Annotated in this window: 14 protein-coding genes and 2 rRNA genes; 14 read left to right on the plus strand and 2 right to left on the minus strand. The window is 34.7% G+C overall.

Translation table 11 applies throughout. The features are described from left to right. The 12 genes from A9G44_RS09190 to gltP all read left to right on the plus strand — a co-directional run. Window positions 1-905, plus strand: a 23S ribosomal RNA gene (locus A9G44_RS09190); the annotation flags it as partial. Between the two features lie 137 nt (window positions 906-1,042). Beyond that, window positions 1,043-1,158, plus strand: a 5S ribosomal RNA gene (rrf, locus tag A9G44_RS09195). A 228-nt stretch (window positions 1,159-1,386) separates the two neighbouring features. Next, window positions 1,387-1,959 carry an RNA pyrophosphohydrolase gene (gene rppH / locus A9G44_RS09200; protein WP_065590265.1) on the plus strand — a complete coding sequence of 191 codons (573 nt, stop codon included), beginning with the start codon at window positions 1,387-1,389 and terminating at the stop codon, window positions 1,957-1,959. Further along, entirely contained in the window at window positions 1,956-2,825 is an 870-nt protein-coding gene (gene lgt / locus A9G44_RS09205; RefSeq protein ID WP_065575365.1) for a prolipoprotein diacylglyceryl transferase, read from the plus strand. Before rppH ends, lgt begins: the two co-directional genes overlap by 4 nt. After that, window positions 2,822-3,616: a thymidylate synthase gene (gene thyA / locus A9G44_RS09210; protein WP_034913399.1), complete on the plus strand. Its 795-nt coding sequence runs from the start codon at window positions 2,822-2,824 to the stop codon at window positions 3,614-3,616. The genes lgt and thyA overlap by 4 nt, the downstream gene beginning before the upstream one ends. Before the next feature lie 218 nt (window positions 3,617-3,834). Further along, complete coding sequence (lpxL, locus tag A9G44_RS09215) at window positions 3,835-4,785, plus strand: LpxL/LpxP family Kdo(2)-lipid IV(A) lauroyl/palmitoleoyl acyltransferase (protein WP_034913402.1); 951 nt, start codon at window positions 3,835-3,837, stop codon at window positions 4,783-4,785. Window positions 4,786-4,832: 47 nt separating this feature from the next. Beyond that, window positions 4,833-5,915: a 23S rRNA (cytidine(2498)-2'-O)-methyltransferase RlmM gene (gene rlmM / locus A9G44_RS09220; RefSeq protein WP_065610605.1), complete on the plus strand. Its 1,083-nt coding sequence runs from the start codon at window positions 4,833-4,835 to the stop codon at window positions 5,913-5,915. 21 nt (window positions 5,916-5,936) lie between these two features. Continuing rightward, on the plus strand, window positions 5,937-7,784 hold the full coding sequence (locus A9G44_RS09225) for a penicillin-binding protein activator (protein WP_065610607.1): 1,848 nt from the start codon (window positions 5,937-5,939) through the stop codon (window positions 7,782-7,784). Further along, the gene (locus tag A9G44_RS09230; protein WP_065610608.1) at window positions 7,750-8,121 is read left to right on the plus strand and encodes a YraN family protein; all 372 of its coding nucleotides are present in this window, start codon (window positions 7,750-7,752) and stop codon (window positions 8,119-8,121) included. Before A9G44_RS09225 ends, A9G44_RS09230 begins: the two co-directional genes overlap by 35 nt. 16 nt (window positions 8,122-8,137) lie before the next feature. Further along, complete coding sequence (locus A9G44_RS09235; RefSeq protein WP_034913416.1) at window positions 8,138-8,716, plus strand: SIS domain-containing protein; 579 nt, start codon at window positions 8,138-8,140, stop codon at window positions 8,714-8,716. A gap of 97 nt (window positions 8,717-8,813) precedes the next feature. Continuing rightward, complete coding sequence (gene gyrA / locus A9G44_RS09240) at window positions 8,814-11,513, plus strand: DNA topoisomerase (ATP-hydrolyzing) subunit A (RefSeq protein ID WP_081298311.1); 2,700 nt, start codon at window positions 8,814-8,816, stop codon at window positions 11,511-11,513. A gap of 88 nt (window positions 11,514-11,601) precedes the next feature. Continuing rightward, the gene (gene gltP / locus A9G44_RS09245) at window positions 11,602-12,912 is read left to right on the plus strand and encodes a glutamate/aspartate:proton symporter GltP (RefSeq protein ID WP_065610613.1); all 1,311 of its coding nucleotides are present in this window, start codon (window positions 11,602-11,604) and stop codon (window positions 12,910-12,912) included. A 429-nt stretch (window positions 12,913-13,341) separates the two neighbouring features. Here the strand turns inward: gltP and rpmG are convergent, their stop codons facing one another. Both rpmG and rpmB read right to left on the minus strand, forming a co-directional pair. Continuing rightward, the gene (gene rpmG / locus A9G44_RS09250; RefSeq protein ID WP_025314526.1) at window positions 13,342-13,509 is read right to left on the minus strand and encodes a 50S ribosomal protein L33; all 168 of its coding nucleotides are present in this window, start codon (window positions 13,507-13,509) and stop codon (window positions 13,342-13,344) included. 15 nt (window positions 13,510-13,524) lie between these two features. After that, window positions 13,525-13,761 carry a 50S ribosomal protein L28 gene (rpmB, locus tag A9G44_RS09255; protein ID WP_034884345.1) on the minus strand — a complete coding sequence of 79 codons (237 nt, stop codon included), beginning with the start codon at window positions 13,759-13,761 and terminating at the stop codon, window positions 13,525-13,527. 487 nt (window positions 13,762-14,248) lie between these two features. Here rpmB and aroE point away from each other — a divergent pair, with 487 nt between their 5' ends. Together aroE and A9G44_RS09265 are read left to right on the plus strand one after the other, a co-directional pair. Continuing rightward, entirely contained in the window at window positions 14,249-15,079 is an 831-nt protein-coding gene (aroE, locus tag A9G44_RS09260) for a shikimate dehydrogenase (RefSeq protein WP_065610610.1), read from the plus strand. Between the two features lie 154 nt (window positions 15,080-15,233). Next, on the plus strand, window positions 15,234-15,587 hold the full coding sequence (locus A9G44_RS09265; RefSeq protein ID WP_065610611.1) for an Aca2/YdiL-like domain-containing protein: 354 nt from the start codon (window positions 15,234-15,236) through the stop codon (window positions 15,585-15,587). Window positions 15,588-15,671: the final 84 nt, after the last annotated feature.

Consider the following 15,671-nt stretch of genomic DNA (forward strand, 5'->3'; position numbering starts at 1 on the left):
CCACCCGAGACTCAGTGAAATTGAAATTGCCGTGAAGATGCGGTGTACCCGTGGCAAGACGGAAAGACCCCGTGAACCTTTACTATAGCTTGACAGTGAACATTGAGCCTTAATGTGTAGGATAGGTGGGAGGCAAAGAAGCATGCACGCCAGTGTGTGTGGAGTCGACCTTGAAATACCACCCTTTAATGTTTGATGTTCTAACCTATACTTCTGAATCGAGGTAAGGGACACTGTCTGGTGGGTAGTTTGACTGGGGCGGTCTCCTCCCAAAGAGTAACGGAGGAGCACGAAGGTTAGCTAATCCTGGTCGGACATCAGGAGGTTAGTGCAATGGCAAAAGCTAGCTTGACTGCGAGAGTGACGGCTCGAGCAGGTACGAAAGTAGGTCATAGTGATCCGGTGGTTCTGAATGGAAGGGCCATCGCTCAACGGATAAAAGGTACTCCGGGGATAACAGGCTGATACCGCCCAAGAGTTCATATCGACGGCGGTGTTTGGCACCTCGATGTCGGCTCATCACATCCTGGGGCTGAAGTAGGTCCCAAGGGTACGGCTGTTCGCCGTTTAAAGTGGTACGCGAGCTGGGTTTAGAACGTCGTGAGACAGTTCGGTCCCTATCTGCCATGGGCGTAGGAAAATTGAGAGGGTTTGCTTCTAGTACGAGAGGACCGAAGTGAACGCACCGCTGGTGTTCGGGTTGTGATGCCAATTGCATTGCCCGGTAGCTACGTGCGGAATAGATAAGTGCTGAAAGCATCTAAGCACGAAACTAGCCTTGAGATGAGTTTTCCCTGAAGAGATTCAGTAAGGTCCGTTTGAGACTAAGACGTAGATAGGTCAGGTGTGTAAGTGTAGTGATACATTGAGCTAACTGATACTAATGAACCGAGAGTCTTAACCTTACAACTCGGAGTTGTTTTGTGTTACGCGATAGCGATTTGATTAAAAGTTGAAAGAACAGTTTGTTCCGGATTGAGAGATGAGTATTGATATGAGATAATGAATAGATATTGATACTGATTGAGAGAGACAGGATATGTCTGGCGGTAATAGCGCGGTGGTCCCACCTGACCCCATGCCGAACTCAGAAGTGAAACGCCGTAGTGCCGATGGTAGTGTGGGTATTACCCATGTGAGAGTAGGGTGCCGCCAGACTTTTAAATATATAGCCCAGCAGTCATGCTGGGCTTTTTGCTTTTTGGAATATTTATTAAATATCATTTTGATTATTGAAGATTAATTAATGCAGTAACAAATATTAATTAGTATAAAAAACATTCAAAAAAAGAAGGTATTTGTTACTTTGTAATTATTTTCTATTTATTTCTTGCTGTATGTATGAAACAATTCAGCTATACAAGAAAAATTTTTTTGAGGTAGTCAGTGATCGATAATGATGGCTACCGTCCGAATGTAGGAATAGTTATTTGTAACAGGTATGGTCAAGTACTTTGGGCTCGTCGGTATGGGCAAAATTCTTGGCAATTTCCTCAGGGCGGAATAAAACAAAGCGAAACGCCTGAGCAGGCAATGTTTCGCGAATTAAACGAAGAAGTTGGTTTATCATCAAAAGATGTGAAGATTTTATCCGTTACTAATGGTTGGTTACGATATAAGTTACCCAAAAGGATGATCCGTTGGGAAAATCAGCCAGTTTGTATTGGGCAAAAACAAAAATGGTTTTTATTAGAATTAATATCTGATGTATCAGTCATTAATCTCAATACATCCTCAGCACCTGAATTTGATGATTGGAAATGGGTTAGTTATTGGTATCCCATTCGACAGGTGATTGCATTTAAACGAGATGTCTATAGAAAGGCAATGAAGGAATTTTCTTTATCTGTGTTTGCTATACAGTCTGAAATAGAGACATCAGTAACTAATATTTCTAAAAAGAAACGATTTAATTTCTTTGCTAATAAACGGAAAAACAAAAAGCGTAATAAAAAATGAATCAATATTTACAATTCCCTAATTTCGATCCAATAGCCTTTTCCATTGGTCCGGTATCACTTCATTGGTATGGTGCAATGTATTTATTTGGAGTGCTGGGTGCACTTTATTTGGCTAAGCGCCGTGCAAATAAGCCAAATAGCCAATGGACGTCACAACAGGTTGAAAATTTATTGTTTTGGGGGTTTTTAGGTCTTTTTATTGGAGGCCGTTTAGGCTATGTCTTCTTCTATAATTTAGAAGCTTTTATCAAAGATCCTATAATTTTATTTAAAGTCTGGGAAGGCGGTATGTCTTTTCATGGTGGTTTAATTGGTGCGATTTGCGTTATTGCCCTTTTTGCAAAGGGAACAAAGAAAACTTTTATGCAAGTCGGTGATTTTGTTGCCCCTCTTGTCCCGATTGGTTTGATGTTTGGGCGATTTGGTAATTTTATTAATGGAGAACTTTGGGGGAGAGTAACTGATTCATCGATTGGTATGTTATTTCCAACATCATCACATGCCGATTTTATGTTTGTTCAGTCTCACCCAGAGTGGTTTTCACTTTATTCCCAATTAAATGGTATTTTACCAAGGCATCCTTCACAGCTTTATGAAATGGTGTTTGAGGGAATAGTACTGTTTATTATTTTAAATATTTTTATTCGAAAACCAAGACCTACTGGCTCTGTATCTGGCCTATTTTTATTTTGCTATGGTTTATTTAGATTTGTTATAGAATTTTTTAGACAACCAGATGAGCAGTTAGGCTTATTTTTAAATATTATCAGTATGGGGCAAATATTATGTTTACCAATGATTATTGGTGGTATTTTTATTCTTTTATTTGCATATAGATTTAATAATAAGGCAAAAACACAATGAAACAATATTTAGCGTTAATACAAAAAATTTTAGATGAAGGTACACCTAAATCAGATCGAACGGGTACTGGAACGCTATCTATTTTTGGGCATCAAATGCGGTTTAATTTACAAGAAGGTTTTCCTCTTGTTACGACTAAAAAGTGTCATTTACGTTCAATTATTCATGAATTGCTTTGGTTTTTGAAGGGGGATACAAATGTTAAGTATCTTCAAGACAATAAGGTAACTATTTGGAATGAATGGGCTGATGAAAATGGTGACTTAGGTCCTGTTTATGGCAAACAATGGCGAGCATGGGGAGCGGCTGATGGTCGCCAGATAGATCAGATTTCACAATTAATTGATCAAATTAAAAATGATCCTGACTCTAGACGTATGATTGTTTCTGCTTGGAATGTTGGAGAATTAGATCAAATGGCATTAGCACCATGTCATGCCTTTTTCCAATTTTATGTTGCAAATGGCAAACTATCTTGTCAACTTTATCAACGTTCTTGTGATGTATTTTTAGGATTGCCGTTTAATATAGCCAGCTATTCTTTGTTGGTACACATGATTGCACAGCAATGCGAATTACAAGCAGGTGATTTTGTGTGGACTGGTGGTGATACACATCTTTATTCTAATCATATGGAACAAGCTCATTTGCAATTAGGTCGTGAACCAAGAGTATTGCCAAAATTGGTTATTAAACGTAAACCTCCAACAATTTTTGATTATAAATTTGAGGATTTTGAAATTGTTGGTTATGAACCGTATCCAGCAATCAAAGCGCCTGTTGCTGTTTAATTTTTGTTAAAAAGTTTCAGGTAACTATGTGTTTCAGTATAAAAATAGATAATTTTAAGAATAGCGAATAGTTTTAACTGTGAGCTACTTAAATATAAACTGATAACAAATTTGGTCACAGAATAATGATATAACGTCCTTAGGCTTTGTTTATTTTATGCTCCCGAAAAATAAGATATAATAAGCAACTGTATTATTAATAATAATTTGATCTTAATATGAGTCAAAATCAAGAAATTCGCCCTATTTTTACTAAAAGTTTATTACACCCCCGTTATTGGTTAACGTGGTTTGGTATTGGTATTTTATATTTAATCGTTTTATTGCCATATCCAATCATTTATCAATTGGGAAAAGGGTTAGGATTGCTTTCGATGAAATTAATCGGCAAACGTAAAGAAACGGCTAGGCAAAACCTTAAACTCTGTTTTCCTGAAAAAACACAATCTGAACGTGATCAGATGTTGCGTGAGAATTTTATTTCAACAGGTTTAGCAATTTTTGAAACTGGTATGGCATGGTTTTGGTCTGATAAACGGCTTGCTAAAAAAGTTTCTATTGTAGACGATTTTCATATCACAAAAGTTCAACAATCAGGTCAAGGTGTTTTACTTATTGGTATTCATTTTCTAACATTAGAGCTAGGTGCACGTATCTTAGGAATGAATCATCCAGGAGTAGGTGTGTACCGTCCAAATGATAATCCTGTAATGGATTATGTTCAGCTTAAAGGGCGACTCAAATCAAATAAATATATGCTGGATCGGCATAATACTAAGGGAATGATCCGCGCACTAAAAAATGGTGAATTACTTTGGTATGCACCAGATCATGATTATGGTCCTAAAAATAGTGTATTTGCGCCTCTATTTTCAGTAAAAAAAGCTGCAACAACTGTAGGCACGCGTATATTAGTGAAATTAGCTCAGCCAGCTATTATACCATTTACTCCTAAGCGTGAGAAAGATGGTCGTTACACTGTTTATGTAACATCAGAGCTTGAAGGTTATCCAATTGATGATGATGTACTTGCGGCTACTTTTATGAACAAAGCAATTGAACAAGAAATTCTAAAAGCACCTGAGCAATATATGTGGTTACATCGAAGATTTAAAACTCGTCCAAAAGGTGATGCACCTTTATATACTGATAATGTTCAATCTGATTAATATGAATATTTTTTATAGCTTCTGTTGAAAGAGCAAAAAATTACAATATGCAAAAACTAAACAAAATTATTCTCTATTGCCGTTGTGGATTTGAAAAAGAGTGTGCTAACGAAATTACAGATAAAGCTGCTCAGAAAGAAGTATATGGCTTTGCTAAAGTTAAAGAAAACAGTGGTTATGTTGTTTTTAAATGCTATAAAGATGATGATGCACAATTATTAATAAAAAATTTAGATTTCCGAACACTAATTTTTGCACGGCAAATGTTTGTAGCAGGTGATCTATTAGTTGATTTACCTACAGATAACCGTATTTCTCCAATCATTGATGCATTATCTGGATGTATTGACAAAGCTGGCGATCTACGTGTTGAAGTTGCTGATACAAATGAAGGTAAAGCGCTTTCTGGCTTTTGTCGTAAATTTACCGTGCCCCTTCGTCAAGCATTAAGAAGTAAACGTATTTTATTAAAAATTGAGAATCCATCAAGACCCGTTGTCCACTTATTTTTTATTAGTAATACCAGTTGTTATGTTGGTTATTCACTAAGTCAAAATAATTCGCCTTTTTATATGGGAATTCCAAGATTAAAATTTCCCTCTGATGCGCCAAGCCGTTCTACATTAAAATTAGAAGAAGCCTTCCATATTTTTATTCCTTATGATGAGTGGGAGGAGCGATTAAAAGGTGGTTTAAACGCTGTTGATTTGGGTGCTTGTCCTGGAGGTTGGACTTATCAACTGGTTAAAAGAAGTATGATGGTTTATGCCATTGATAATGGACCTATGGATGAAAAATTGATGGAAACTGGACAAGTAAAACATTATCGGGAAGATGGCTTTAAATTTATACCTAAAAAGCATAATATTTATTGGTTGGTTTGTGATATGGTTGAGAAACCAGCTAAAGTGACAGAATTAATAGCCACATGGTTAATTAATGGTTGGTGTAGAGAGGCTATTTTTAACCTCAAATTACCAATGAAAAAACGTTATGAAGAAGTAAAACAAAATCTATATTCGTTAAATAAAGAGTTAAATAATAAAAAAATCAACGTACAAATTCAAGCAAAACAGCTTTATCATGATCGAGAAGAAATTACGGTTCATGTACAACGAATTTGGGGATAACAAAATTATAAGAGAGTAGGTATGAACTTGAAACGTTACTTTTATGCTATATTGATAATACCATTATTTACATTTTTGGTATGTTGTACTTTAGGAAATTCAGAGAAATCTCTTAACTTTGATGATAACAAAAATTCTAGTTATTATCTTTCACAAGCAGATAATAGTTCTGGAACAGATAAAGTTAATTGGCAATTATTAGCTATTCGTGCACTAATAAAAGAAAATAAATTTTCACAAGCAACTACATTATTATCAAATTTACCACCCAAACTTAATGATGAGCAACAAAAAGAAAAGTTATTATCAGAGGGTCAAATCGCTGTAAAAAAAAGGAAATCATTTGATCTGAATCAATTAACTATTGAAAATTTGTCTAATTCACAACTGTATCGTTATTACATTATTAAATTGGGTTTGGATATAAATAGTAAAGATATTAATGCTCAAGCCCACGATTATCTTCAATTAGAAAAATATGTATCAGAAACAGAAAAAAGGCAATTATTAAATAATACATGGAATTTTTTCCGTAAATTAAAATCTGGTAAAATCCGCAAAATTTTAGTTGATGAAAATGAAACTATATTACAAGGTTGGGTTGATTTAGCTTATGCTTACCAAAATGCGAGTAAAGCACCCACTCCACAAGATGATGATACACCAGAAATTATTGCCACAAAATCCGAAAATCAAAAACAGCTATTAAAACAAGCTATCAACAATTGGGCTATACAATATCCAGATCATCCCGCAAAAGAGATTATCTCGATATTAACTGGAGAACAAACACTTGCTGTTGATGCTAATGCAAAAAAAGTTGCATTATTGTTACCATTAAATAGCTCTTCACGTATATTTGGTGAAACAATTCGTCAAGGTTACATGGATGGAATTAAGTTTTTTCCACAAGAACCACAACAAAATGTGATTATACTTGATACAACTAGTGCGCCAATGAATACTTTAATCCAGCAAGCACAGGAACAAAATGTTGAGTTAATTGTAGGTCCTTTATTAAAGAAAGAAGTTATTGAATTAAAATCACTAGAGCCAGCTATTCCTGTCTTAGCCTTGAATAAGGTTGATAACACTACTTCGTCTGCAAATAAAATGTGTTATTTTGCTTTATCTCCTGAAGATGAAGCAAAAGATGCGGCAGACCATATTTATTCTCAAAATAAAATAAAACCATTACTGTTAGTCCCTCAAAATGATTTGGGTAAACGTGTTGCACAAAGTTTTGCTGCACAGTGGTCACAATTGTCAGCAAATAGTTCACAAGCTTACGTACAATACTTTGGTAACACTCAAACACTAAGCGCCAATATGAATCGTAACATAGGGATTAGCCTTACGGGAAATCCTATTTTAATAGATGAAACGCTATCAGGGGGAATGGTATCAGCTGGATTTGATGCTATTTATGTTTATTCTTCATATGATGAATTGACGTTGATAAAGCCAATGCTTGATATGGGTGCAAATAAAACTATTGGAAACTCATCTGAGGTTACACTTTATTCAAGTTCTAAAAGTCATGTAGCTAATGCTTCTAATGACTTTAATTATGATATGAATAAAACTGAATATGCAGATATCCCTATGGTTATAAATCAAATGGATAAGGTAAATACAAATATACCTAGCAACATTCAGAAAGATTATTCATTAATTCGCCTGTATGCAATGGGCATTGATGCGTGGAGACTAACAAATCGTTTTAATCAACTTAATTCATATCAACCTAATTTTTTAGATGGTATGACAGGTAAATTATCAACAAGTGATCAATGCGAAGTGACACGTGCACTCTCTTGGCAGCAATATATTTATGGCGAAGATAAATCTGATTCAAAAAGCGAATAAAAAACAAATTGGCGAGCATTATGAAAATATAGCTTGCCAATATTTACTTAAGCAAGGGCTTATGCTTCTTGCACATAATAGCCAATTTCGCTTTGGCGAACTTGATTTAATTATGCTTGATAATAAATGTCTTGTTTTTATTGAAGTACGTTATCGAAAAAATGCTAACTTTGGTGATGCGGAGATGACCGTTACACTAAATAAACAAAATAAAATTAGGCAGGCTGCCCAACAATGGATGATAGCGCAAAATTTAAATATCGAAGATACAGAGTTTAGATTTGATGTTTTTGCTATTACAGGTCACAGCCAAAAATGGATTATTAATGCATTTTAATTTTTAGGTGAAAAGCGTGCAAGATTTAATTAAAAATTATTTTACTGAAAGTATTCAAACTCAAATAGTGATGGCGGAATCACTTGGTTATTCTATTGAAAAGGCCGCAAATATTATTGTCGATAGTTTACTTAATGGCAATAAAATTATGAGTTGTGGTAATGGTCCATCCGCAGCTAATGTACAAAGCTTTACTTCACGTTTAATCACCAGTATTAATATTGAAAGACCAAGTATTCCTGCAATGGCTTTAGTATCAGACAATGTTTTATTGAGTGCTATAGCTAATCATGAGGAAATTTATGCTCGCCAAATTCAAGCATTAGGACAACAAAGTGATGTTTTAATTATAGCAACTTGCCAAGGGAATAGCCGCTCTATCATTCGTGCTGTTCAAGAAGCGGTAATTAAAGATATGAAAATTGTCGCATTAACTGCTTTTGATGGTGGTGAAGTTATTGGCTTATTAGGCCAGAATGATATTGAAATTAGAATTCCGTCTTATAAAAAAGTAATGGCATACGAAATGCATGCCATGATTTTAAATTGCTTATGCCAATTAATCGAGAATAGGCTATTTATTCACAGTAAATAAGCTGAAATAAATCAGGTTTAATTCTGCATTAATAGTGATTTTATGCTATAATTGTGAACTATTTTGATGACTTAAATTAATAAGAGTACATGGTGTTATGACCGAACTAGCCAAAGAAATAACCCCCGTTAATATAGAAGATGAATTGAAATCTTCTTATCTTGACTATGCAATGTCTGTCATTGTTGGGCGTGCCTTACCTGATGTCCGTGACGGTTTAAAACCTGTTCACCGGCGCGTTTTATTCGCTATGCATGAAGCTGGATATGATTGGAATAAACCTTATAGGAAGTCTGCTCGTGTTGTTGGGGATGTAATCGGTAAATACCATCCACATGGTGATTCAGCAGTTTATGACACAATTGTACGTATGGCTCAACCATTCTCATTACGTTATATGTTGGTTGATGGTCAAGGTAACTTTGGTTCTGTTGATGGCGATTCGGCAGCTGCGATGCGTTATACTGAAATTCGTATGCAAAAGTTTGCGGGAGCATTATTAACGGATCTAGATAAAGAGACAGTTGATTTTTCACCTAATTACGATGGTTCAGAAATGATTCCAGATGTGTTACCAACACGAATTCCTAACTTATTAATTAATGGCGCGTCAGGGATTGCTGTTGGTATGGCAACTAACATTCCTCCACACAATCTCTCTGAAGTTATCAATGGTTGCCTGGCTTTTATTGAAGACGAAAATATTTCAGTCGATGGTTTAATGGAGTATATCCATGGACCAGATTTTCCAACAGCAGCATTAATTAATGGTCGAAAAGGTATCGAAAACGCGTATCGCACAGGTCGTGGTATTATTTATATTCGCTCTAAAGCTACCATAGAAGTTGATGATCATAGTGGACGTGAGACCATTATTGTTAATGAGATACCGTATCAGGTTAATAAGAAAAAACTGATCGAAAAAATTGCAGAATTAGTTAAAGATAAAAAAATAGAAGGTATTTCGGCATTACGTGATGAATCAGATAAAGACGGTATGCGCATAGTCATTGAAATTAAACGCGATGCTGTTGGTGAAGTTGTATTAAATAACCTTTTCTCTTTGACTCAATTACAAGTTTCATTTGGTATCAATATGGTGGCTTTACATAAAGGTCAACCAAAACTCCTAAATTTACGCGAAATGATAGAAGCTTTTGTGCTTCATCGACGAGAAGTTGTAACTCGTCGAACCATTTATGAATTACGCAAAGCACGCGAACGAGCTCATGTATTAGAAGGTTTAGCAATTGCACTTGCCAATATTGATCCTATCATTGAGCTCATTCGTGCTGCTGCAACACCTAGTGAAGCAAAAACTAAATTATTGAGCCAAGCTTGGCAACTTGGAAATGTTTCGTCCATGCTAGAGAAAGCAGGTAATGATGCAGCTAGACCAGAAGATTTAGCTCCAGAGTTTGGTATTCATGATGGACATTATTATTTATCAGAAGCGCAAGCTCAAGCGATTTTAGATCTCCGCTTACACCGCTTAACCGGCCTTGAACATGAAAAAATTCTTGATGAATACAAAGAATTATTGCTTCAAATTGGTGAGTTATTGCATATTTTAGCTAGCTCAGAACGTTTGATGGAAGTAATTCGTGAAGAATTGGAAAGCGTTCGAGACCAATTCCAAGATGCTAGACGAACAGAAATTACAGCGAGCAGTGCAGATATTAATATTGAAGATCTTATTGCTCAAGAAGATGTAGTCGTTACTCTTTCCCATCAAGGTTATGTAAAATATCAACCACTTTCAGATTATGAAGCTCAACGTCGTGGTGGTAAAGGTAAATCTGCCACTAAAATCAAAGAAGAAGACTTTGTCGAAAAACTATTAGTTGCTAATACTCATGATACGATTCTTTGCTTCTCAAGCCGAGGTCGATTATATTGGATGAAAGTTTACCAATTGCCCGAAGCCAGCCGAGGCTCTCGAGGTCGTCCAATTATTAATTTGTTACCTCTTGAAGAAAATGAAAGAATCACTGCAATTTTACCTGTTCGAGAATTTGATGATGAACATTGTGTATTTATGGCTACAGCACAAGGTACAGTTAAGAAAACATCATTAATTGAATTTAGTCGTCCACGAAGTGGCGGTATTATTGCGATTAATTTACGTGATGATGATGAATTAATTGGCGTTGATTTAACTAGCAATGATCCTTCAGCTATTGTTGATGATGAAGAACTTTATGATGATGCCATTGTTGAAGAGATTGACTCAGAAGATGATAACCTGATTGGTGAAGTCTCAACGACTGAAGATATTATGTTATTCTCTGCTAATGGTAAAGTTGTTCGTTTCCCAGCCAATAAAGTTCGTTGTATGGGCAGAACGGCTGCTGGTGTACGTGGCATAAAACTTGATAGCAATGATAAAGTGGTTTCATTAATTGTGCCTAGAGGTAGTGGCGCAATTTTAACAGCAACTCAAAATGGATATGGTAAACGTACTCAGCAAGAACTATACCCAACCAAATCAAGGGCAACTAAAGGTGTTATTTCTATCAAAGTTAGTGAGCGAAATGGTACTGTTGTTGGCGCAGTTCAAGTTGATGAAACCGATCAAATCATGCTAATCACAGATGCAGGAACGCTTGTTCGTACTCGTGTTTCAGAGGTAAGTATTGTTGGTCGTAACACTCAAGGTGTCATGCTTATTCGAACAGCTGACAACGAAAAAGTTGTGGGATTACAACGAATAGCCGAAACAGAAGATGACGCAAGTGAATCGGAGGTATCGGAAAATAATGAACGGCACGATTCACTTCAAGTGTCCGAGGATTAATTATTTAATAATCTAAAAGGATTAGTTTTGCTAATCCTTTTTTATTTTAAAGAATCGTAAAAAGGAATAGTATTAGATGTTATTTTTAATAAAAAAAATATTAACAAATCTTGCATGGCAAATTTTGATTGCTTTGATTCTAGGAATTGCCGTAGGTGCTTATTTATTTGAGCTCTCTGCAACAAACCACCCTTTGCATTCATATTATCAATTTTCAATAGTAAATATATTTCAGCCTGCAGGCGATATCTTCATTCGGTTAATTAAAATGATTGTGTTGCCAATTATACTGAGTACTTTAACTCTAGGTATTGCAGGTCTTGGTGGCTCAAAACGGTTAGGGACCTTAGGTTTTAAAACAATTCTCTATTTTGAAATTATTACAACTATTGCTATTTTATTAGGTCTTTCTTGGGGAAATATTTTTTCACCTGGCTCGGGAATTGACTCCTCAACACTTGCAACGACAGACATTAGTAAGTATACCCAAGCAGCTGAAGAATTAAGCGGTAAACCTCATGGTTTAATTGTTATGATATTAGATATGATTCCAGCTAATATCTTTAAAGCTATGACAGACGGTGCTGTTTTACCTGTGATTTTCTTTTGTGTTTTTTTTGGTCTAGGCTTAATGTCTTTGCCAGATAAACAACGTGAACCTTTTCTTTTATTTTTAAAAGTAATTTCAGATACTATGTTTAAAGTAACTAATATGATAATGCGTTATGCACCTATTGGTGTATTTGCACTTATCACGGTAACGGTTGCTAAATATGGATTTGAATCATTACTTCCACTACTTAAATTAATTTTAACCGTCTATTCGGCAATGATTATTTTTACGTTAGTGGTATTAGGGCTTGTTTGTAAAATTTGCAAATTTAATATTTTTACATTATTAAAAATCTTGAAAGAAGAATTAGTGATTGCATTTTCAACCGCAAGTTCTGAAACTGCATTACCTAAAATAATTGAAAAGATGGAAGCTTATGGAGCACCAAAATCGATAACTAGTTTTGTTATACCTACAGGCTATTCATTTAATCTTGATGGTTCAACACTCTATCAAAGTATTACTGTTATCTTTTTAGCACAGTTATTCCACATAGATTTAACTATTTTGGATCAGGTTATTATTGTCATCACTTTAATGATTGCATCTAAAGGGATTGCAGGTGTACCTGGTGCGTCAATCCTTGTTTTATCGGCAACCCTAGGTAGTGTAGGTATTCCTCTTGAAGGGATTGGTTATATTATGGGGGTAGAACGTATTTTAGATATGGGCAGAACAGTAGTTAATGTGGTTGGTAATGCACTAGCAGCAATTGTTATTGCACGTTGGGAACATGCTTTTGACGACAAAAAAGCAAGAGCTTATGAACAACAATATTTAAAATGATGAAATAATTATGTAGATTAATTTATCTCCAAAAAACTACCTGTTTATCAGGTAGTTTTACGCAAAATATATCTATTTAATTATTGATAAGAATAAGAAATATTTTGTCATGTCAGATTCAACTCTTTCACCATCGGTGACCACTAATCAGAAAGAAATCAACTTCGCAATGCTCTCTTTTTTCATAATTAGGTATTTCATTAATTACATACCCTGATATAGTATTTATCGATTCAAAAAATAGAAAACCAAAGCTTAAGTAATTTCTAGAAGGCACCTTGATTTTTTTGAGATTATTTAACTATAAAGTATAAACAACTCGTTATTTTCCATAGGTTAATATTGTTTTATTGAAAATAGCAATAATTTTGTCTACAAATCGATATAAAAAACCCAGCATTTGCTGGGTTTTTAGTATTTATTAGATAACTATTTAATTTTAGCTTCTTTATAAATAACATGCTGACGAACTACAGGATCGTATTTTTTGATCTCCATTTTTTCAGGCATAGTTCTTTTATTTTTGCTAGTGGTATAAAAATGACCTGTACCAGCAGAAGAAACTAATCTGATTTTTTCGCGTACACCTTTAGCCATGATATGGTTTCCTTATTAGTACTTTTCACCACGGGCACGAAGTTCAGCTAAAACTGCATCAATACCCTTTTTATCGATAGTACGCATACCTTTAGCAGATACACGCAATTTTACAAAACGTTTTTCGCTCTCAATCCAGAAACGGTGAGTTTGAAGGTTTGGTAGAAAACGACGTTTAGTAGCATTCATCGCATGAGAACGATTATTTCCTACTAAAGGACCTTTTCCTGTTACTTGGCATACTCGTGACATGTCAATAATTCTCCGAAATTTCTATGCTTAAGCCCTGGGCGTAATATGTTAATGGAATTGACCTCGTCAGGCTTTTAGTTTACTGCAGTTCTATCTGAGAAGCAGCTTAACCTCTCACACTACACCCATAATAATGAGGTAGCGAAGTATACGCTGTTATGCGCAAATTCTCAAGTATTATCTTACCTATGCATAAAATTAGTTTACAATGGCATAACTCATATAATATTTATTTTCTTAGTTAAAACAACATTTCTAAAAATTATTAAAACCATTTTGAATCAATATGATAGATAAAATTTCTATAAAAATTTTTTGTAATAGCACTTACTTTTTTCTTATAACGAACAATTCATTATAAAACAATGTACTGTCTTTAACATCATTTTAGAAAAAATGATTTAATTTAATAATAAATATGTTTTAATAAGCTTGATTAAGATTTTTATTTATATCGTGTTAATTTTCCAATTTATAAGGAGATTATATGAACCAGTTCACGCCATATAGTATATATGGCATTATCGGTTATCCTTTAGGGCACAGTATGAGTCCACTTATTCATACTACGTCATTTCAAGATTATGGGATCCCAGCAGTTTTAGTTCCTTTTCCTACTCCACCAGAAGAGATACCGACACTTTTTAAATCAGTCAGATTACTAAATATCCGTGGATTATGTGTCACTATTCCACATAAACAGACTATCATTCCTTATTTAGATGAAGTGACAGATCATGTAAAAAAAGCAGGTGCTGCGAATTTGGTGTATTGGGATGGGGATAAACTTTGTGGGGATAATACAGATATTATTGGATTCATGGAGCCACTTCAAAATAAAAAACTGCCAGCAGAATTCAAAAAAGTGTTATTACTTGGAGCAGGAGGTGCTGCACGTGCAGCTGTAGTGGGATTACAGGAACTTGGTTATACCGATATTACAGTAACGGATATTGCTGATGATTTACCTCAGGCATTAGCTAGTGAATTCAACCTTAAAACTATTTCATGGGAAGACCGTAGCAAAGTTGAAGCTCAAATTGTTATTAATTCAACACCATTAGGTATGACGGGTAAATTTGAGAATCAAACACCTTATAAACAAGCTTGGTTTAAAGGTAAAGGCGTGGCTTACGATATTGTTTATACTCCATATAATACTTGTTTTAGACAAGAAGCAGAAAAAGCTGGCTGGGAATCTATTTCAGGGCGTGAAATGTTTATTGGTCAAGCAAATGCTCAATTTAAAATTTGGACAGGAAAAGATCTTTCTGAACGAGCAAAACAAGCTGTAGTTAATGCTTTAGCTAAACATTAATTACCAAACTGGCAAACATATCTAGTTAAATTGGAATTAATCGTATTTTCTACTGTTTATACAATTAGCTGCTATTGCCAACTATATTACGTTGGCATAGGCAAAGTTAATATATTAATTGGATAGATCAAGCGCATTATAATAAGGAGTATTTATGACTAACTTAGAATTGCAAGCGTATCGTCGTTTTCTTATGCTAAAAGTATCAGAAGCTAGTGAATATATTGGCAAAACAGATATTAATACATGGCATGATTGGGAAAATGGTACAAAGCCAATCCCAGAGTTTGTCGGAAAAGCAATGCAAGAACTAAAAAAAATCCGAAACGAAAAAATAAATATTATTATAAATAGTATTAATGATCGTATTGGTAGTAATACAATCCGCTATTTTATGACATACGAAGAGTTCAAAAGGGTAAATTTAGATCTTGATGTGATTCAATGGCGATTACATCAATCGATTGCGACAGAGCTCTATTTTCGTGGTTTAGAAAAGTTATGTTAATTAACTTTATTAAGATGACTTTTAGGTTTTAAAAGCTTTTTTATAATTATTGTAAACATTTTATTACGGATGATTTTATAGAGG

This window comes from Gilliamella sp. Occ4-3 (genome assembly GCF_001690675.1).
Taxonomy (GTDB): Bacteria; Pseudomonadota; Gammaproteobacteria; order Enterobacterales; family Orbaceae; genus Gilliamella; species Gilliamella bombi.

Bases quoted from the DNA above. Each gene is read 5' to 3' on its own strand.
- lgt (WP_065575365.1), top strand. From the start codon at position 1,956: ATGAATCAATATTTACAATTCCCTAATTTCGATCCAATAGCCTTTTCC.
- thyA (WP_034913399.1), top strand. From the start codon at position 2,822: ATGAAACAATATTTAGCGTTAATACAAAAAATTTTAGATGAAGGTACA.
- lpxL (WP_034913402.1), top strand. From the start codon at position 3,835: ATGAGTCAAAATCAAGAAATTCGCCCTATTTTTACTAAAAGTTTATTA.
- rlmM (WP_065610605.1), top strand. From the start codon at position 4,833: ATGCAAAAACTAAACAAAATTATTCTCTATTGCCGTTGTGGATTTGAA.
- A9G44_RS09225 (WP_065610607.1), top strand. From the start codon at position 5,937: ATGAACTTGAAACGTTACTTTTATGCTATATTGATAATACCATTATTT.
- A9G44_RS09230 (WP_065610608.1), top strand. From the start codon at position 7,750: ATGGCGAAGATAAATCTGATTCAAAAAGCGAATAAAAAACAAATTGGC.
- gyrA (WP_081298311.1), top strand. From the start codon at position 8,814: ATGACCGAACTAGCCAAAGAAATAACCCCCGTTAATATAGAAGATGAA.
- rpmG (WP_025314526.1), bottom strand. From the start codon at position 13,509: ATGGCTAAAGGTGTACGCGAAAAAATCAGATTAGTTTCTTCTGCTGGT.
- rpmB (WP_034884345.1), bottom strand. From the start codon at position 13,761: ATGTCACGAGTATGCCAAGTAACAGGAAAAGGTCCTTTAGTAGGAAAT.
- aroE (WP_065610610.1), top strand. From the start codon at position 14,249: ATGAACCAGTTCACGCCATATAGTATATATGGCATTATCGGTTATCCT.
- A9G44_RS09265 (WP_065610611.1), top strand. From the start codon at position 15,234: ATGACTAACTTAGAATTGCAAGCGTATCGTCGTTTTCTTATGCTAAAA.